A 17,664-nucleotide genomic window follows, 5' to 3' on the forward strand; every position below is an offset into this window, starting at 1 on the left:
CCGCCGCGCCGCGATTCTCCCGGCCGGCGGGCTAGGCCAGCGTGCAGCCGCCCTCGGCCAGCGGCCGGAACGCCTGGTCCGCCGCGGTGGTCTGCAGCAGCTTGTAGTAGTCCCAGGCGCCGCGGCTTTCCTCCGGCTTCTTCACCTCGAACAGATAGGCCGGGTGCAGCTTCCGCCCGTCGGCGCGGATCGAGCCCGGGCCGAAGCAGTCGTCGTCGGTCGGCATCGCCTTCATCCGCGCCACCGCCGCCGCGCCGCTCGCCTTGGCCGCCGCCACGCCCATGTCGGACACCGCCTTGAGGTAGTGGGTCGCGGCGGAATAGCAGCCCGCATGACCCATGCCGGGGAGGTTGGCGGGGGTGATCGCGCGCACCTTCTCGGCGAAGCGGCGCGTGCGGTCGTTGAGATCCCAGTAGTAGGTCTCGGTCAGCACCAGGCCCTGCGCCGCCTGCAGGCCGAGCGCATGGACATCGGAGATGAACATCAGCAGCGAGGCGAGCTTGGTGCCGCGGCGGGTGATGCCGAACTCGGCCGCCTGCTTGATGCAGTTGATCGTGTCCGCGCCGGCGTTCGCCAGCCCGATCACCTTGGCGCGCGAGGCCTGCGCCTGCACCAGGAAGGAGGAGAAATCCGTGGTGCCGGGGAAGGGCGTGCGGACCGAACCGACGACGCGTCCGCCGGCGCCGCGCACGAAGCCGCCGGTCTGCTGCTCCAGCGTATGGCCAAAGGTGTAGTCGGCGGTGATGAAGAACCAACTGTCGCCGCCCGCGCGCACCATGGCCCCGCCGGTGGAATTGGCGAGCATCCAGGTATCGTAGGTCCAGTGCACGGTGTTGGGCGAGCAGCGCGCCCCGGTGAGGTCGGTGGTCGCCGCCGAGCTGTTGAGATGGACCTTGTTGCGCTCGCGGCAGACCTCGTTGACAGCCAGCGCCACCGAGGAGGTGCCGACATCGATCAGCGCGTCCACGCCGTCGCGGTCCAGCCACTGCCGCGCCATGGCCACGCCGACATCGGGCTTGTTCTGGTGGTCGCCGAAGACCAGCTCGACATTGATGCCGCGGCCGGCGAATTCCTGGATGGCGAGCCGCGTGGCGGCGACCGAGGTCGGCCCGGTGATGTCGCGATAAGTGCCCGACATGTCGATGATGAGGCCGAGCTTGATGGTGTTCGCCGCCTGCGCCTTGGCGCTGCGCCACGGCAGGGCGCCCGCGGTGCTGGCCGCCGCCGCGGTCTTGAGAAGGCTGCGCCGGTCAATGGTCATGGGTGGTTCCTGTCCGTTCCTCTGGTTGCGGTCTTTCCGCGCCGGTCCCGCGCCTCCGCCTCGCGCCTGTTGCGCGGCGCCCAGCGGGGATCACCCCGATCCGCCCGCCTGCCCATGCTCGCGCGTGAAACTCTCGCGCAGCACGAACTTCTGCACCTTGCCGCTCGGCGTCATCGGCAGTTCCGGAACCAGCCTCATATACTCGGGCAGCTTGTATCTTGCCACCCCGCGCGCCTCCAGGTGGCGTACCAGCTCCGCGAGGTCGGGCGCGGCATCGCCGCGCGGCACCACGAAGGCGCAGCCCTTCTCCCCGAGCCGGGCATCGGGCACGCCGACCACCGCCACCTCGCGCACCGCAGGGTGCAGCAGCAGCAGTTCCTCCACCTCGCTGGCGCTGACCTTCAGCCCGCCGCGGTTGATGATGTCCTTGCGCCGCCCGGCGATGCGGATGCAGCCCGCCGCGTCGAGCGTCGCGAGGTCGCCGGTGAACAGCCAGCCGCCGGGGGTGAAGGTCTGGCGCGTCCGCTCGGGGTCGTTGAGGTAGCCGAGCGCGACATGCGGGCCGCGGGTCGCCAGTTCCCCCACCTCGCCCGGCGGCAGGATGCGCTGGCGGTCCTCGTCGAAGATGGCGACCTCGGTGCCTGGCATCGCCCGCCCATCGGTGCCCCACAGCCGCTCATCCGGGTCATCGGGGGGGGAGGCGGTGCCGACGAAGCATTCGGTCATGCCCCACATGCCGATCAGCGTGCAGCCGATGCGCTCTCGCGCCAGCGGCCCGAGGTGGCGCGGGATCGGCGCCCCGGCGGTGGCGAAGATGCGGAAGCAGGCAAGGTCGCGGCTGGCCGCCGAGGGCTGCTCGACCAGCATCGCCGCGAAGGGCGTGGCGCAGAGGGTGAAGGTGCCGCGATGCGTCTCGATCAGGCGCAGCGCCTCCTCCGGGTCCCAGGCGTCCTGCAGCACCAGCGTGCCGCCGATGGTCAGCGCCTGGCGCATGCCCCACAGGAAGCCGTTGCCATGCGCGATCGGCGAGGGCATCCAGACCACGTCATCGGCGCCGAGCCCGACCACCCGCGCCATGGTGCGGGTGGCGTACATCGTCGTGTCGTGGCTGTGCATCACGCCCTTGGGCGTGGATTCGGTGCCAGAGGTGAAGATCAGCGCGGTGATCTCGCCGCTGTCCACCCGCGCCGGGGGCGGGGCCGCCGCCCCGGCGCGCAGATCGGCGAAGCCGACCATGCCCGGCGCCTCGCCGCCCATCACCACGACCGCGCGCAGCCCCGGCAGGCCGGCCGCCAGCGCGGCATACATCGGCGGATAGTCGAAGCCGCGGTGCCGTGCCGGGATCACCGCCACCTTCGCCCCGCCATGGCGCAGGATGTAGTCCAGCTCCTTCGCCCGGTAGTTCGGCAGCAGCGGGTTGGTCACCGCGCCCAGCCGGCTGATGGCGAGGTGCAGGCAGACGAACTCGGCGCAATTGGGCAGCTGCAGCGCGACCACGTCGCCCGGCCCCACCCCCAGCGCCGCCAGCCCCGCGGCGAGGCGCGCCGCCTCGGCGTCGAGCTCGGCATAGGTCATGCTCACCCCGCCGGGGGCGACCACGGCGGTCTTGCCCGGGCTGCGGCGCACCGCCTCGGCCAGCGCGTCGAGGATGGTGACCCCCGCCCACCAGCCGGCCTCGCGCCAGCCCCGCGCGGTGGCCTCGTCGGGCAGCGCGGCGCCGATCATGGCGCGCCCGCTGCGGCGCGGCGCACCACCAGCGCGTCCACCGCCAGCGCCCCGCCGGGGCCGAGGATGACAGGGTTCACGTCGATCTCCTCGATCTCCCCGGCGAGGTCGCGGGCGAGCAGCGACAGCCGCCCGACGATTTCCGCCAGCGCGCCGATGTCGGCGGCGGGCAGGTTGCGGTAGCCGGTCAGCAGCCGGTAGCCGCGCAGCGAGGCGATCATCGCCCGCGCCTCGCGCGCGCCGACCGGGGCGAGGGCGGTGGCGACGTCGCGCGTCACCTCCACCGCCACGCCGCCGAAGCCGCAGGTGATCAGCGGGCCGAACTGCGCGTCAAGCCGCGCGCCGACCATCATCTCCGCCCCCGGCCGCGCCATCTGCTGCACCAGCACGCCCTCGACCCGCGCCCCCGGCACGCGCGCCGCCGCCGCCAGGATCGCCGCATGGGCGGCCCTCAGCGCCGCCTCGTCGCCGATGCCGAGGCGGATCACGCCGGCCTCGGTCTTGTGCGGGATGTCGGGCGAATCGGCCTTGAGCGCGACCGGGAAGCCGATCTCGCGCGCCGCGGCGACCGCCGCCTCGACATCGCGCGCCAGCACCTCGCGCGTCACCGGGATGCCGTAGGCCGCGAGCACTTCCTTCGACAGGCGCTCGCCCAGGGTCCGCCCCGGCGGGGCGGCGGCCAACACCGCGCGGGCGGCCGCCGCGGCGCCGGGCGCGGCCGCCGCCGGCGCGTCGTCGCGCAGCAATTCCGCCCGCCCCGCGTGATAGGCGTTCCAGCGCGCCAGCGCCGCGATGCAACGGGCCATGGTCCGGAAGGTCGGCAGATCCTCGCAGCCATCGTAGATCTCGCTGCCCGGCCCCTGCAGCCACTCGTTCAGCCACACCACGCACAGCGGCACCGGCAGTTCCGGCGCCAGCTTCGCCATGTAGTGCGCGCGCTCCACCGCGCCGGGCAGGTGCACCGACATCATCGGCACCACCACCGCACCATAGCCGGGGTCCTCGGCGAAGGCGCGGATGCAGGTGCCGTACATCGTCACGTCCTTCACCGATTCCGCGGTGATGTCGCTCGGGTTGGCGCTCGATCCGAATTCCGGGATCACCGCCTCGAGCCGCGCGGAGGTCTGCGGCTGCGGCGGCGGCAGCGGCAGGCCGACGCGCTCGGCCTCGTCCGCCGCCATCACCGCCGCGCCGCCCGAGGGCGCCATGACCCCAACGCCCGGGCAGCGGGGCCTGCCGGCGCGGGCGAAGAGGTTGGCGGTCTCCAGCACCTCCTCCCAGTGGTCCACGATCACCGCCCCGGCGCGGCGCAGCGCGGCCCGATAGGCCTCGTCGGCGCCGACCAGCGTGCCGGTGTGCGACATCGCGGTCTGCCGGCTGATCTCGCTGCCGCCGAGCTTATAGACCACCAGCGGCTTGCCCGCCCGCAGCGCGGCCTCAGCCGCGCCGAGCAGCCGCGCCCCGTCGCGCACGCCTTCGAGCATGCAGGCGATGACCCGGGTCCGCTCCTCCTCGACCAGGTAGTTCACCAGGTCGCAGACATCGACGTCGCAGGAATTGCCGGCGGTGAGGTAGTGCGAGAAGCCGATGCCGCGCTCCATCGCCTGCAGCACGACATAGCCGAGCGCGCCGCTCTGCGAGACCAGCCCGACCGGGCCGCAGACCCGCCGCATCTCGAAGAATTTCGGCATGAAGGTCAGGCCGGCCGGCAGCGTCAGGTTGGCGATGCCGGCGCAATTGGGACCGAGGATACGCAGGCCGGTGCGCGCGGCGATCTCGGCGAGGCGGCGCTGCGCGGCGACGCGCTCCGGCCGCCCGACCTCGGCATAGCCCGAGCTGTAGAGCATCACGCCGCCGGCGCCGATCGCCGCGGCGCGCTCGACCAGCGGCTCGACATGCTCGCGCGGGACGGTGAGGATGACGCAGTCCGGCGGCTCGGGCAGGTCCTCGAGCGAGGCGTAGCAGGGCCGGCCGAACATCTCCCGGTAGCGCGGGTTGACCGGCAGGATGCGGCCCGGGAAACCGATGTCGAGATTCTCGATGGTGCGCCGCCCGAAGGAGCCTGCGGTCTCCGAGGCGCCGACCACGGCGACGGAGCGCGGGTGCATCATCCGGCGCAGCTCGGCCTGGCCGAACAGCGCGCGGGGGCCGGGCACGTAGCCCGCGGCGGTGTCGTCCATCCTGCCTCAGCCCCCCTCTGCCGCGCCGGGGAAATCGGGCTTGCGCTTCTCGATCATCGCGCCGATGCCCTCGCGGAACTCGGGATGCGTCATGGCGAGGATCTGGCCGAGCCCCTCATAGCCGAACATGTCGATCATGCTGGTCTCGAAGCTGCGGGCCATGAACTGCTTGCCGAGGCCCATCGCCGCGGTCGGCCCGGCGGCCAGGCGCTCGGCGCGGGCGAAAGCCTCCTCCTGCAATTGCGCGTCGGGCACGACATGGGCGACGAGGCCGATCTCACGCGCCTCGCGCGCCGTCATGGTGGCGTTCTCGAACAGGAAGCGCTTGGCGCGCGCCATGCCGATCAGCCGCGGCAGGTGATACATCACCCCGATGTCGGGGATGACGCCGAGGCGGAAGAAGCCGGCCATGAACACCGCGCTCTCGCCGGCCACCAGCAGGTCGCCGGTCAGCGCGAGGCCGAGGCCGCCGCCCACCGCCTGGCCCTGCACCGCCATCACCACCGGGCGGTCGAGCCAGATCAGCGGGAACAGCCATTGGGTGAAGCGGCGGAAGCGCTGGTGCACGTTCCATGGCGCGCTGTCGTCGCGGATGGCTTCGAGGTTGCCGCCGGCGCAGAAGGTCGGGCCGGTGGCGTTGACCAGCACCGCGCGCACCGCGCGGTCGGCCTCGGCCTCGGCCACCGCCGCGCCGAGCTGCGCGCGCAGCGGGTTGGTCAGGGAATTGCGCGTCGGCGGGTCGTCGAGGGTGATGACCATCACCCCGCCGCGCCGCTCGGTCCGCACCAGGGTCGGGGTGGCTTCGGCTGCATTCATCTCGTCGTCTCCTGCTGTGGCGGGGCGGGGGCGGGTTTCAGCCGGCACGGATGCCGGCGCGCGTCACCACCTCCCCCCAGCGGGCGGTCTCCTCGGCGATGAAGCGGCCGAAGGCGGCGGGCGATTCCGATCCCTGCGGCTCGACGCCGAGGGCGAGCAGCCGCTCGCGGCTCTGCGGCTCGTCCAGGACGGCGATGAACTCGCGATGCAGCCGCTCCACCACCGCCGGGGGCGTGCCCGCGGGCGCCAGCATGCCGAACCAGCCGGTGACGGAGAAATCCGCGAGGCCGGTCTCGGCCAGGGTCGGGATGTCCGGCGCCAGCGCCGAGCGCCGGCGCGAGGCGATGCCGATCGCGCGCACCTGCCCGCCGCGCACCGCCGGCATGCCGACGGCGAAGGTCGCGAGCAGGGCCGAGACGCGCCCGGCGATCACCTCCTGCAGCGGCGGCGCCTCGCCGTTGAAGGGCACATGGGTAAGATCGACATTGGCCCGCGCCTTCAGCAGTTCCATCCCGAGATGGGAGATGGTGCCGATGCCGGCCGACCCGAAGGTCAGCGCGCCGGGCTGCGCCCGCGCCATCGCCAGGAAGGCGTTGATGTCGGCGGCCGGGAAGTCCGGCTTGACCACCAGCATCACCGGGAACTCGACCACCTGGGTGATCGGCGCGAAGTCGCGCAGCGTGTCGTAGGGCAGGCGGGCGAAGAGCGAGGCATTCACCGCCATCGCGCCCTGGCTGGCGATGATGATGGTGTAGCCGTCCGGCGCCGAGCGCGCGACATGCTCCATGCCGATGATCAGCCCGGCGCCGGGCCTGTTCTCGACCACCACCGGCTGGCCCATGCGCTCGGTCAGCCGCCGCGCGAACAACCGTGCGAGGATATCGGTCACCCCGCCCGGCAGGATCGGCGCGATCAGGCGCACCGGACGCGCCGGATAGGCCTGGGCAAGGGCCGCCGGCGCCCATGCCGGGGCGATCGCCGCGCCAGCGCCCGCGATCAGGGCGCGCCTGTTGATGGTCATTCTCGTTCCTCCCACCTGTCCCGATGTCCGGCGGCAGGCGCGCCATGCGCCGGCCGGCCGGCGTCAGGCTGATTCCGTCTGCCGCCCCATGCGCTCCAAGGTCTCGAGATACTCGTTCTGCATCCGCAGCATCACCTCGCGCACCGTGGTCTCCTCCCGCACCATGCCGATCACCTGGCCGACCGGGTAGGAATAGAGGTCGTCGCGCTGGGCGCGGTCGATGCGGCTGCGGGCGTATTCGTAGAGCACCTTCTGCATCGGCGGCGCCAGCGTCGCCGGAGCGCCAGCGGCCGACCAGGCGTCGGTGTAGCGGCTTCGGTTCATCCGCACCGGCTTGCCGGTCATGCTGCGGCTCTGGATGGTGTCCTGGCTGCGGCAGTTCAGCAGCACCGCCTTCTGGTTGGGCAGCAGGTCGCTCTCCCGCGTCACCAGCCAGACCGAGCCGCACCACACCCCATCCGCGCCGAGCGCCATCGCCGCCGCCATCTGGCTGCCGCGGGCGATGCCGCCGGCGGCGAGCACCGCGGCGCGGCCCTTCGCCACATCCACCACCTGCGGCACCAGCACCATGGTCGAGATCGTGCCGGTATGCCCGCCCGCCTCGCTGCCCTGCGCGACCAGCACGTCCACGCCCGCCGCGCATTGCCGCTCGGCGTGCCCGGGCGCGCCGCAGACGCCGCCCACCAGCATGCCCCGCTCATGCGTCTTGGCGATGATGTCCGCCGGCGGCACGCCAAGCGCGCTGACCAGCAGCTTCACCTTGGGATGGCGCCAGACCACATCGACCAGGGCGCGCACGCCCTCGCGGGTGATGTAGCGCTCGCGGGCGGCCATGGAGGCGCGGCGCTCGCGCTCGATCTCCTCGGGCAGCGGGGGCACGCCCTCGCGCGCCAGGACCTCATCGACGAAGCGCAGCTGCGCCTCGGGCAGCGAATCGGCAAGCGGCCCGGCCACCTTCTGCGTCGATTCGTCGTAGTTGGAGGTCATCAGGATATCGACGCCATAGCTGCGGTCGCCGACATGCCGGTCGATCCAGTTCAGCTCCTGGTCGAGCTCCTCGGGCGAGAACAGGCTGCTGCCCAGCACCCCGAAGCCGCCGGCGCGGGTACATTCCACGACCACATCGCGGCAATGGTTGAAGGCGAAGATCGGCGCGTCGTAGCCGAGCTGTTCCTTGAGTTTCGCCGTCATCGAATGACCTCTTGGTGCTGCGTTGGGCCGTCGGACAGATGGCCGAGCCCCGCCTCGGCCAGTATCTCGCGCGTATGCTCGCCGAGCGCGGGGGCGCGGCGGGCCGTGAACTCCGCCTGCGGAAGGCCCGGGCAGCGCACGGATGGCAGGGGCCATTGCCCCTCATAGGCGACATCTTCCACAAGGTTCACCGCGCGCACATGCGGGTCCTCGCGGAAGCGGCCATAGGTCAGCAACTCCTGGCAGGGCAGCCCGGCCGCGCCCATCGCCGCCACCCAGTGGGCAGTGGGCCTGCGGCGGATCGCCTCGGCGATCAGGCCGCGCAGCGCCGCCTGGTTGGCCAGCCGCGCCCCGGGCTCGGCGAAGCGCGGATCGCTCCGCAGGTCGGCGCGGCCGACGACGTCGAGCACGATGCCGAAATGCCGCTCCTGCACGCCGGCCACCACCAGGTGGCCATCGGCGGTGGCATAGGTGCCGATGCCCGCGACCAGCTCGCGCGGCTCGCTGCCCGCGGGTCCGGCCGCCTCGGCCAGCTTGTAGGCCTGCAGCGCGGCGGAGACATGGGCGAGGTTGATGTCGAGCAACCCGCCCTGCCCGGTGCGGGCGCGCAGCAGCAGCGCCGCCAGCACCGCCTGGCTGGCATAGACGCCGGCGCCGACATCGACGATGCCGAAGCGGATCCGCAGCGGCTCGCCGGTGGTGCTGGCGCCGTGCGGCAGCCCGGTGAAGGCCTGCACGATGGAATCGGTCGCCGGCCGCTCGGCATAGGGGCCGTCCTGGCCGAAGCCGCTCACCGCCACGTAGATCAGCTCCGGCCGCCCGGCCGACAGCGTGGCATGGTCGAGGCCGAGCCGCCGCGCCACGCCGGGGCGGTTGCTCTCGATCACCACCTCGGCGCGCGCGGCGAGGGCGCGCGCCGCCTCGCGCCCGCTCTCCTGCCGCAGGTCGAGCACGACGCTGCGCTTGCCGCGGTTGAAGCTGTGGAAGGTGGGCCCGACCTCCCCCGGCGCGGCGCCGAGGCGCCGGCCCCAGTCGCCCTCCGGCGGCTCGACCTTCACCACATCGGCGCCGAGGTCACCGAGCAGGCAGCCGCAATGCGGCCCCGCGATGCCCTGGCTGAGATCGAGTACCCGGATGCCCGCCAGCGTGCCGGCAAGTCCCATCATCGTCGTCATGCGTCCTTCCGTCCGCCGTTCATGGCGGGAAATAGCCGCCGCGGCCGCTGGCCAGCGGCTCCGGCCCCTCGCCATAGACCATCGCCTCGGCCACCGAGATGCGGCGCCCGAGCTTGAGCGCGCGCGCGCGCACCCGCACCGTGCCGCTGACCACCGGGCGATGGTAGTCCACATGCATGTAGGCGGTGCCGAGGGCGCTGCCGCCCGCCGCGAGCACGGCATAGAGCCCGGCGGTGTCGATCAGCGCCGCCACCACCCCGCCATGCATGATGGGCGGGTCGGCGCGGCTGACGATCTCCTCGCGCCAGGGCATGACGAGCTCGACGCCGCTGGCGTCCGCCTTCGCGACCTCGAGGCCGAGCCACCGGTGGAAGGGCGCCCTGACGATGCGTTCGGCGAGCGTGTCGCGGTCCATGACCCTCAGATCTTCTCGGTGGGTTTGCAAAGCCGGGCGATCGCCGCGGCATCGAGCCCGGCCTCGCGCAGCACTTCCTCGGTATGTTCGCCGAGAAGCGGCGCGTGGCGGCGGATGGAGGGCGGCGAATCCGACCATTCCGACGGCACCGCGAGGCCGAGGATGGCGCCCTCGCTCGGATGCTCCATCTCGCGGAAATAGCCGATCGCGCGCAGGTGCTCGTCCTCGAGCAGGTCGGGGATGGCGGCCATGCGCGCCACCGGCACGTCGGCCTCGGCCAGCAGCGCCAGCCATTCCTCGGTCGAGCGCGCGGCCAGCGTCTCGGCGAGGAAGCCATAGACCACGTCCACATGCCGCATCCGCTTGGCATAGGTGGCGAAGCGCGCATCCTCCATCAGCTCGGACCGGCCGATGCAGCCGAGGAAGCGGCGCCACTGCGCGTCGTTGTAGAGCAGCAGGCAGACATGGCCGTCGGCGGTGCGGAAGGGCCGCCGCTCCCGCGACAGGCTGCGGGCATGGCCGAAGGGCCCCTCCGGCGGGCGGAAGGCAAGGCCGGCGAGATGCTCCCCCAGCACGAGTTCAAGCAGCCCCTCGAACATCGGCACGTCCACCCGCTGGCCGCGCCCGGTGCGTGCGCGATGCAGCAGCGCGCCGAGCACCGCATTGGCCAGTTGCAGCGCCACCACCCGGTCGGCCAGCACCAGCGGCGCGTAGCGCGGTTCCCCCGCGGCGATCGCCGACAGCGAGGCGATGCCCGCCATGCCCTGGATCAGGTCGTCATAGGCCGGCCGGTCGGCATAGGGGCCGCGCTGGCTGAAGCCGAAGGCGCCCGCATAGACGATGCCGGGATTGACCGCGGCCACCGCGTCGTGCCCGAGCCCGAGCCTGTCCATCGCCGCCGGCCGCAGGTTGTAGATCAGCGCATCCGCCCCGCGCGCGAGCGCGAGCACCGCCTGCCGCCCTTCCTCCCGCTTGAGGTCGAGCACCACCGAGCGCTTGTTGCGGTTGGCATGGAGGAACATGTGCCCCATCCCCGCCCCGCGCGCCGGCCCGGAGTTCCGCATGATGTCGCCGTCCGGCGCCTCGACCTTGATGATGTCGGCGCCGTAGTCGCCGAGGATCTGCGTCGCATAGGGCCCGACGATCAGCGTGCTGAGGTCGAGGATCCGCATCCCCGCCAGGGGGCCGGTCGCGGCGGCGGGCGCGCTCATCGCCCCGGCATCCCCGGCGCGGCGGCCCCGCGCCCCTTCAGCGCGCCAAGGTAGTGGCGATGCACCGCGCGCAGGCTGCGGACCAGCTCGGCCACCGCGCTGTCGCGCCGCCCGGCGCGCAGGTGGCGCAGCAGCCGCCGGCGGGAGGCGATGACGTCCATCTCCGTCACCGGCCCGACGCGCTGGGCGAATTCGCGCAGGATGTCGAGCAGCGCCTTCATCACCACCACCAGCACCGTGTTGCCGGTCAGGGTGGCGAGCAATTCGTGGAAGCGGATGTTCAGCGCCACCTTGGCGGCGTTGTCGCCCGCCTCGGTGGCGCACTCGGCGGCGGCGACGTTGTCCTCGAGCAGCGCGAGCCCGGCCTCGTCGAGCCGGTCGCAGACGAGGCGCAGCACGACCGTCTCGATCTCGAGCCGCGCCTCGGTCAGTTCCGCAAGCGAGATGCCGCCCACGTAGAACATGCCGCGCAGCGCCTCGGCCACCGCCTCGGGCCGGCCTCCGGAGACGAAGGCGCCGCCGGTCGCCCCCTTACGCAGATGCAGCAGCCCGACCGATTCCATCGCGCGCAGCGCCTCGCGCACCGCATGGCGGCTGACCGCGAAGGCGTCGGCGAGTTCGCGCTCATTCGGCAGGCGGTCGCCGGCGCGCAGGTCGCCGCGGCGGATCCGCTCGGTGATCTGGCTCGATATCGCCTCGAAGGCGCGCTGCGTCTTGACTTCGGTCAGCAGCATCGACGTCCACCCATCACGCTGCGGCGCCGGCATGGGCGCCGCAGTCAATCATTGGAGCAATCAGGATCGCACGCGGCCCGGCATGCGGCAAGGGGCGCGGCGGAGGCTATTCCGGGCGGATGTCGGCGCGGCGGATCAGCTCCGCCCAGCGGTCGCGCTCGCGCTGCATGTAGGCGCCGGCCTGTTCCGAGCTCAGATCCGTGCGCGGCTCGGCGCCGAGGGAGAGGTAGTAGCGGCGCGCCTCCTCGGTCCGGGCCACCCGCGCGGTCTCGGTGTGCAGCCTGCCGACGATCTCGCCCGGCAGGCCGGCGGGCCCGACCAGCGCGATCCAGGAGAACACCTCGTAGCCGGGCACGCCGGCCTCGGCGATGGTCGGCACCTCGGGCAGCACCGCGCTGCGCGCGGTGCCGGTGACGCCGAGGGCGCGCAACCGCCCCGCGCGGATCGCCTCCACCGCCGGCGGCAGGTTGCTGAACATCATCTCGACATGGCCGCCCATCACGTCCGACAGCGCCGGACCGGTGCCACGATAGGGCACATGAGTCATCTGCACGCCGGCGGTCACGTTGAACATCTCGCCCGAAAGATGCTGCGACTGCCCGATCCCCGCCGAGGCGAAGCGCAGCGCGCCGGGCCGCGCCTTGGCCAGCGCCACCAGCTCGGCGACGTTGCGCGCCGGGACCGCAGGGTGGACCACCAGCACGTTCGGATAGACGGCGACCAGCGAGATCGGCGCGAGGTCGCGCGCGACGTCGTAGGGCAGGCGCGGATAGAGGCCGGGATTGATGCCCAGCGGGCCGATATTGCCCATCAGCAGCGTGTGCCCGTCCGGCGCCGCGCGCGCGACATGCTCGGTGCCTACGATGCCGCCCGCGCCCGGCCTGTGGTCCATCACGAAGGGCTGCCCCCAGGCCTGCTGCATGGCGTCTCCGATCAGCCGCACGAAGCCGTCGGTCAGCCCCCCGGGCGCCGAAGGAATGACGACGCGCACCACGCGCAAGGGATAGGCGGCTTCTGTCTGAGCAGCGCCGGTGCGCGCGCCCGCAAGGCCGGGCATGGACAGTAGGACCGCGCGTCGTGAAGGATGCATGGCAGGTTTCCTCTCCACATTGGCTGGCGCGTCGCGCACCGTGCCTGCACACTACGGAAGCCGGCGCGCGCGCGTCCAGCGTCGCCGCCGGCCTGCATCAGGGGAAGGAAGACTCCATGGCCACTGCGGCGCTTGACGGTATTCGCGTGCTCGATCTCTCCTCTGTTCTGATGGGGCCCGTCGCCGCGCAGATCCTTGGCGACATGGGCGCCGACGTCATCAAGGTCGAGCCGCCCGAAGGCGATTCCGTGCGCGGCATCGGGCCGATGCGCAATCCCGGCATGGGGCCGCTCTTCCTCAACGCCAACCGCAACAAGCGCAGCCTCGTGCTCGACCTCAAGCGGGCGGAAGGACGGCAGGCGCTGCTGCGCCTCACCGGGCACGCCGACGTGCTGATCACCAACATCCGCCCCGCGGCGATGGCGCGGCTCGGCCTCGGCGCCGAGGCGGTGCGCGCGGTCAATCCGCGCCTCATCTACGTCGCCGCCGTCGGCTTCGGCCAGGACGGCCCCTATGCCGCGCGCCCGGCCTTCGACGACCTGATCCAGGGCATCGCCTCGGTCCCCTCGCTGATCGCCCTGGCGGGGGACGGCGTGCCGCGCTACATCCCGCTCGCCATCATGGACCGCCATGTCGGCGCCACCGTCGCCAATGCAGCGCTCGGCGCCCTGGTGCATCGCGGCCGCACCGGCGAAGGCCAGGCGATCGAGGTGCCGATGTTCGAGACCGTCACCCAGCTCGTGCTCGGCGACCACATGGGCGGTCTCGCCTATGACCCGCCGGTCGGCCACCCGGGCTATCCGCGTTCCCTCGCGCCCGAGCGCCACCCCTACGCGACGACCGACGGCTATGTCTGCGCCATGGTCTATACCGACCGCCACTGGCGCAGCTTCTTCGAACTGGTCGGCCGGCCCGAGGTGATGGAGCGCGACCCGCGCTTCGCCAGCCTGACCAGCCGCACCATCCATGCGCGCGAGATCCACGCCATGCTCGAGGAGGAGCTGCGCCACCGCAGCACCGCCGACTGGCTGGCCGCCTTCGAGCGCGCCGACATCCCGGCGACGCCGCTCAACACGCTCGAGACGCTGCTCGATGATCCGCACCTCGCGCAGGTCGGCATGTTCCGCTGGACCGACCACCCGAGCGAGGGGCGCGTCCGCGCCATGCGCCCGCCCGCCGCCAACTGGAGCGCGACGCCGCCGGCGATCCGCCGCCACGCGCCGCGGCTCGGCGAGCACAGCGCGGAGCTGCTCGCCGAGCTCGGCTACGCCGAGGAGGAGATCGCCGCCCTCGCCGAGGCCGGCGTCACCCGCCTCGCGGCGCCTGCCGGCGCGCCTTGAAGGCGCGCACCCGCTCGGCGAAGTCGGGCATGTCCTCGAGCACCGCCATGTGCGAGGACACCATGTCGAGATGCGCGCGCAGGTCCATCCGCATCCCCTGCTGCACCGCGCGCTTGGTGAAGCGGATGGCGGCGGCGGGCTGGCGGGCGATGCGCGCGGCGAGCGCGCGCGCCTCTGCCAGCGCCTGCCCGTCGGCCACGGCGCGGTTGACGAGGCCGATGCGCTCCGCCTCCTCGGCGGCGATGGCATCGCCGGTCCACAGCAGTTCCAGCGCCTTCGGCACGCCGACCAGGCGCGGCAGGAACCAGCTGCCGCCATCGCCCGGCATCAGCCCCATGGCGATGTAGCTCTCGGCCAGCAGCACGCCGCGGTCGGCGATCCTGATGTCGCACATCAGCGCCATGTCGAGCCCGGCGCCGCGCGCCGTGCCGTTGAGCGCGGCGATCACCGGGCGGTCGATGCGCTCGAGGGTCAGCGCGATCGGGTGGACGCTGTCCCACAGGAAGCCCTTGCGATCCTCGGAGGAGGCATCGAGGAAGGATTCCAGCTCGTCCATCTCGCCGCCGGCGCAGAAGGCGCGGCCGGCCCCGGTCACCACCAGGGCGCGGATGGCGCCGTCGCGCTCGACGCGGTCGAGGCATTCGCGCCAGCGCAGCAGCATCGGCCGGTTGAAGGCGTTGAAGCGGTCCGGGCGGTTGAGGGTGAGCGTCGCCACCCCGCTCTCCGCATCCAGATCGAACAGTATCGGGTCCTTGTCGTCCACGCTCTCACTCCTTCGGCGCCGGGGCGGCGCCCTGCGGGATCCTGAAATAGTCGGGCCGGCCGATCGGCCAGGGGTCGCCCCAGAGCTGCTGCCCGCCATCCACCGTGACCACCTCGCCGGTGACGAACTTGCCCGATGGCGCGGCGAGGTAGCAGCACGCCTCGGCAATGTCCTGCGCGTCGCCGGCGCGCAGCATCGGGTTGGATTCGTAGAAGCTCGCCGCCCCTTCCGGCGGATAGAGGTTGAAGGCGGAGGTCTCGACGCAGCCCGGCGCGACGCAGTTCACCCGGATGCGGTGCGGCGCCCATTCCACCGCGACGCTCTTCGAGACATAGACCACGCCCGCGCGCGCCGCGCAGGTATGGGCGATGCCGGGCATGCCGCGCCAGATGTCGGCGACGATGTTGACGATGGCGCCGGGCCGCCTGGCGGCCACCCAGGCGCGCGCGGCCGCCTGCATCATGTACCAGGTGCCGTTGAGGTTGGTGTCGATGACCGCGTTCCAGCCCTTGACCGTGTAGTCGAGCGCGGCCTGCGGGAACTGCCCGCCGGCGTTGTTCACCAGCAGGTCGAGCCCGCCCGCCTCGGCCCAGACGAGTTCGATCAGCGCCTGCACCTGCGCGGGGTCGCGGATGCTCATCGGCACCGCGATCACCTCGGCGCCGAGGCCGCGCAGCAGTCCCGCCGCCGCCTCCAGCCGCTCCGGATTGCGCCCGCAGATCGCCAGCCGCGCACCGAGCCGCGCGAACAGCGTCGCGACCGCCTTGCCAAGCCCGCTGCCGGCGCCGGAGACCAGCACCGTCTGCCCGGCGAACAGCCCCGGCCGAAAGACCGTCGGCTGCGCCAGCAGCTCCGCGTCGTCGAAACCATAACGCTTCGGTGTGGCGGAACTCTCCATGCCCATGCTCCTCATTCGACCCTGGCGCCCGAGATGCGGACCATCTCCTGCCAGCGCGGCAATTCGCTCTGGATGAAGGCGCGCGTTTCCTCCGGCGTGCTGGCGCGCCAGCACGCCCCCACCTCGATCGCCCGGCGCGCCATCTCGGGGCCCGCCGTCAGCTCGCGCACCAGCTCGGCCAGGCGCGCGACGATGCGCGGCGGCGTGCCGGCCGGGAAGCTCCAAGTGCTCCAGGGCATGACCACGAAATCCGCGACGCCGGCCTCGGCCATGGTCGGCACCTCGGGCGGGGTGGGCCAGCGCTGGTCGGCGGTGATGGCGAGCGCGCGCACCTTGCCCTCCTGGATCACCGGCATGTAGGAGGCGAGCCCGTCGATGGCGAAGTGGATGTCGCCCGAGAGCATCGCCGGGATGGTCTGGGCGGCGCCGCGGAAGGGCACATGGGTGGCCTCGATCCCGTTGCGCGCGGCGAACAGCGCCCCCGACAGGTGGATCGTCGTGCCGACCCCCGAGGAGCCGTAGGAAATGCCGCCGGGCCGCGCCTTCGCCCAGGCGACGAATGAGGCGATGTCGCGCGCCGGCACATGCTGCTCCGGCACCACGGCGACGTTGGGGAAATCCCACACCAGGCTCGCCGGCACGAGGTCGCGGTCCGGGTCGAAAGGCAGCCGGGCATAGAGGAAGCGGTTGATGGCGTAGATGCTGATCGGCAGCATCGCGATGGTGTGCCCGTCCGGCGCCGAGCGCGCGAGCGCCTCGGCGCTGATGTTGCCGCCCGCCCCGGGCCGGTTCTCCACCACCCACATCTGCCCGGTGCGTGCCTGCATCCGTTCGGCGAGGATGCGCGTGAGCACGTCCACCGAGCCGCCGGGCGGGAAGCCGACGATGACGCGCACGGTGCGCGAGGGCCATTCGGCGCCCTGGGCGCGCAGGCCGGGCGCGGCGAGGCTGCCCACGGCGGCGAGCAGCAGGCTGCGGCGATGGGTCACGACGCTCTTGCTCCCTTGGCTTGGTTGGCCGGCTTGCGCCGGTGAGGCATGAGGGTGGCGGGCGGGCCGGCGCCGCGCTCCGAGGCGCGCGCCGCCGCCTCGCGCAGCAGCGCGGTCAGCCGCGGCATCTCGTGCTCGAAGCGGTCGGCCGGGGCGCCGACCAGCAGCGCGCGCGAGACCCCGCCATCGGCGTCGAAGACGGGCGCGGCGCAGCCGGCCGCCCCGCGCACGGTCTCGCCCACGGTGACGCTGATGCCGTCCCGCCGCGTCTGCGCGAGAATGCGCCGCAGCGCCGCCCGGTCGGTCACGGTCAGCGGCGTCAGCGCGCGCAGCGGCGTCGTTTCGAGGTATTGCTCGCGGAACGCCTCGTCCTGGAAGGCGAGCAGCAGGCGGCCCGCCGCCGAGCAGTACAGCGGCCGCGTCGAGCCGGGCGGCACCACGTAGCGGACCGGCTGGCGGCTGTCGATGCATTCGGCATACACGACGAGCCCGGCCTCGCGGTCGATAGTGGTAAGGATCACCGTCTCGCCGCTGCGCTCGGCAAGCCATTCCATCGCGGCGCGGAGCTGCTCGGGGAGCCGCCTCGCCGCCAGCATCGCCGCGGCGAGGCGGAAGGCCTCCGGCCCCAGCCGGTAGCGCCCCGCGCCATGAAGCAGGAAGCCGTCCTCGGCGAGGGGGCGCAGCAGCGCGAGCAGGCTGCTTTTCGGGCTGCCGAGCGCGGCGCTGAGTTCCGCCAGCGGCAGCCCTTCCGGCGCCGCCGCGACGGCGGCGAAGATGCCGAGCGTGCGGCCGAGCGCGCGCGGCGGCCCCGCCTCCTCGGCGGCTGCGGGACCATGGCGGCGCGCGGCGGGCACC

The 17,664-nt window shown here is 72.8% G+C and carries 16 protein-coding genes; 1 reads left to right on the plus strand and 15 read right to left on the minus strand.

Features of this window, described 5'->3' with window-relative positions:
• Positions 1 to 31: 31 nt before the first annotated feature.
• From GXW74_RS16660 to GXW74_RS16710, 11 genes are all read right to left on the minus strand, one after another.
• Complete coding sequence (locus GXW74_RS16660; RefSeq protein WP_211847656.1) at positions 32 to 1,261, minus strand: ABC transporter substrate-binding protein; 1,230 nt, start codon at positions 1,259 to 1,261, stop codon at positions 32 to 34.
• A 90-nt stretch (positions 1,262 to 1,351) separates the two neighbouring features.
• A complete protein-coding gene (locus GXW74_RS16665; protein ID WP_211847657.1) occupies positions 1,352 to 2,986 on the minus strand; it encodes an AMP-binding protein in 1,635 nt (544 codons plus the stop codon).
• Positions 2,983 to 5,166, minus strand: coding sequence for an acetate--CoA ligase family protein (locus GXW74_RS16670; protein ID WP_211847658.1), 2,184 nt, complete (start codon positions 5,164 to 5,166; stop codon positions 2,983 to 2,985). The genes GXW74_RS16665 and GXW74_RS16670 overlap by 4 nt, the downstream gene beginning before the upstream one ends.
• 6 nt (positions 5,167 to 5,172) lie before the next feature.
• Positions 5,173 to 5,982: an enoyl-CoA hydratase/isomerase family protein gene (locus GXW74_RS16675; protein ID WP_211847659.1), complete on the minus strand. Its 810-nt coding sequence runs from the start codon at positions 5,980 to 5,982 to the stop codon at positions 5,173 to 5,175.
• Between the two features lie 37 nt (positions 5,983 to 6,019).
• Complete coding sequence (locus GXW74_RS16680; RefSeq protein ID WP_211847660.1) at positions 6,020 to 7,003, minus strand: tripartite tricarboxylate transporter substrate binding protein; 984 nt, start codon at positions 7,001 to 7,003, stop codon at positions 6,020 to 6,022.
• A 63-nt stretch (positions 7,004 to 7,066) separates the two neighbouring features.
• Positions 7,067 to 8,194, minus strand: coding sequence for an NAD(P)H-dependent flavin oxidoreductase (locus GXW74_RS16685; protein WP_211847661.1), 1,128 nt, complete (start codon positions 8,192 to 8,194; stop codon positions 7,067 to 7,069).
• The gene (locus GXW74_RS16690) at positions 8,191 to 9,369 is read right to left on the minus strand and encodes a CaiB/BaiF CoA transferase family protein (RefSeq protein WP_211847662.1); all 1,179 of its coding nucleotides are present in this window, start codon (positions 9,367 to 9,369) and stop codon (positions 8,191 to 8,193) included. The genes GXW74_RS16685 and GXW74_RS16690 overlap by 4 nt, the downstream gene beginning before the upstream one ends.
• A gap of 19 nt (positions 9,370 to 9,388) precedes the next feature.
• Complete coding sequence (locus GXW74_RS16695) at positions 9,389 to 9,784, minus strand: PaaI family thioesterase (RefSeq protein WP_211847663.1); 396 nt, start codon at positions 9,782 to 9,784, stop codon at positions 9,389 to 9,391.
• A 5-nt stretch (positions 9,785 to 9,789) separates the two neighbouring features.
• Entirely contained in the window at positions 9,790 to 10,995 is a 1,206-nt protein-coding gene (locus GXW74_RS16700) for a CaiB/BaiF CoA transferase family protein (protein WP_211847664.1), read from the minus strand.
• Positions 10,992 to 11,729: a FadR/GntR family transcriptional regulator gene (locus GXW74_RS16705; RefSeq protein ID WP_211847665.1), complete on the minus strand. Its 738-nt coding sequence runs from the start codon at positions 11,727 to 11,729 to the stop codon at positions 10,992 to 10,994. Before GXW74_RS16705 ends, GXW74_RS16700 begins: the two co-directional genes overlap by 4 nt.
• A gap of 106 nt (positions 11,730 to 11,835) precedes the next feature.
• The gene (locus GXW74_RS16710) at positions 11,836 to 12,819 is read right to left on the minus strand and encodes a Bug family tripartite tricarboxylate transporter substrate binding protein (RefSeq protein WP_211847666.1); all 984 of its coding nucleotides are present in this window, start codon (positions 12,817 to 12,819) and stop codon (positions 11,836 to 11,838) included.
• Between the two features lie 116 nt (positions 12,820 to 12,935).
• Here GXW74_RS16710 and GXW74_RS16715 point away from each other — a divergent pair, with 116 nt between their 5' ends.
• Positions 12,936 to 14,159, plus strand: a complete 1,224-nt coding sequence (locus tag GXW74_RS16715) for a CaiB/BaiF CoA transferase family protein (protein WP_211847667.1) — start codon at positions 12,936 to 12,938, stop codon at positions 14,157 to 14,159.
• Here the strand turns inward: GXW74_RS16715 and GXW74_RS16720 are convergent.
• Genes GXW74_RS16720 through GXW74_RS16735 form a run of 4 tightly spaced genes read right to left on the minus strand, consistent with a single transcriptional unit; the run spans position 14,125 to position 17,663 of the window.
• Positions 14,125 to 14,922 carry an enoyl-CoA hydratase/isomerase family protein gene (locus tag GXW74_RS16720; protein ID WP_211847668.1) on the minus strand — a complete coding sequence of 266 codons (798 nt, stop codon included), beginning with the start codon at positions 14,920 to 14,922 and terminating at the stop codon, positions 14,125 to 14,127. The two genes, GXW74_RS16715 and GXW74_RS16720, sit on opposite strands and share 35 nt — an antisense overlap.
• A gap of 4 nt (positions 14,923 to 14,926) precedes the next feature.
• Complete coding sequence (locus tag GXW74_RS16725; RefSeq protein ID WP_211847669.1) at positions 14,927 to 15,820, minus strand: SDR family oxidoreductase; 894 nt, start codon at positions 15,818 to 15,820, stop codon at positions 14,927 to 14,929.
• An 11-nt stretch (positions 15,821 to 15,831) separates the two neighbouring features.
• On the minus strand, positions 15,832 to 16,809 hold the full coding sequence (locus GXW74_RS16730; protein WP_211847670.1) for a Bug family tripartite tricarboxylate transporter substrate binding protein: 978 nt from the start codon (positions 16,807 to 16,809) through the stop codon (positions 15,832 to 15,834).
• Positions 16,806 to 17,663 (minus strand): IclR family transcriptional regulator, encoded by an 858-nt coding sequence (locus GXW74_RS16735; RefSeq protein WP_211847671.1) that lies wholly within the window; start codon positions 17,661 to 17,663, stop codon positions 16,806 to 16,808. The genes GXW74_RS16730 and GXW74_RS16735 overlap by 4 nt, the downstream gene beginning before the upstream one ends.
• Position 17,664: the final 1 nt, after the last annotated feature.

The organism is Neoroseomonas eburnea, assembly GCF_018129005.1.
Lineage (GTDB): Bacteria > Pseudomonadota > Alphaproteobacteria > Acetobacterales > Acetobacteraceae > Neoroseomonas > Neoroseomonas eburnea.

Bases quoted from the DNA above. Each gene is read 5' to 3' on its own strand.
- GXW74_RS16665 (WP_211847657.1), bottom strand. From the start codon at position 2,986: ATGATCGGCGCCGCGCTGCCCGACGAGGCCACCGCGCGGGGCTGGCGC.
- GXW74_RS16690 (WP_211847662.1), bottom strand. From the start codon at position 9,369: ATGACGACGATGATGGGACTTGCCGGCACGCTGGCGGGCATCCGGGTA.
- GXW74_RS16660 (WP_211847656.1), bottom strand. From the start codon at position 1,261: ATGACCATTGACCGGCGCAGCCTTCTCAAGACCGCGGCGGCGGCCAGC.
- GXW74_RS16695 (WP_211847663.1), bottom strand. From the start codon at position 9,784: ATGGACCGCGACACGCTCGCCGAACGCATCGTCAGGGCGCCCTTCCAC.
- GXW74_RS16700 (WP_211847664.1), bottom strand. From the start codon at position 10,995: ATGAGCGCGCCCGCCGCCGCGACCGGCCCCCTGGCGGGGATGCGGATC.
- GXW74_RS16715 (WP_211847667.1), top strand. From the start codon at position 12,936: ATGGCCACTGCGGCGCTTGACGGTATTCGCGTGCTCGATCTCTCCTCT.
- GXW74_RS16725 (WP_211847669.1), bottom strand. From the start codon at position 15,820: ATGGAGAGTTCCGCCACACCGAAGCGTTATGGTTTCGACGACGCGGAG.
- GXW74_RS16710 (WP_211847666.1), bottom strand. From the start codon at position 12,819: ATGCATCCTTCACGACGCGCGGTCCTACTGTCCATGCCCGGCCTTGCG.
- GXW74_RS16670 (WP_211847658.1), bottom strand. From the start codon at position 5,166: ATGGACGACACCGCCGCGGGCTACGTGCCCGGCCCCCGCGCGCTGTTC.
- GXW74_RS16680 (WP_211847660.1), bottom strand. From the start codon at position 7,003: ATGACCATCAACAGGCGCGCCCTGATCGCGGGCGCTGGCGCGGCGATC.
- GXW74_RS16685 (WP_211847661.1), bottom strand. From the start codon at position 8,194: ATGACGGCGAAACTCAAGGAACAGCTCGGCTACGACGCGCCGATCTTC.
- GXW74_RS16675 (WP_211847659.1), bottom strand. From the start codon at position 5,982: ATGAATGCAGCCGAAGCCACCCCGACCCTGGTGCGGACCGAGCGGCGC.
- GXW74_RS16705 (WP_211847665.1), bottom strand. From the start codon at position 11,729: ATGCTGCTGACCGAAGTCAAGACGCAGCGCGCCTTCGAGGCGATATCG.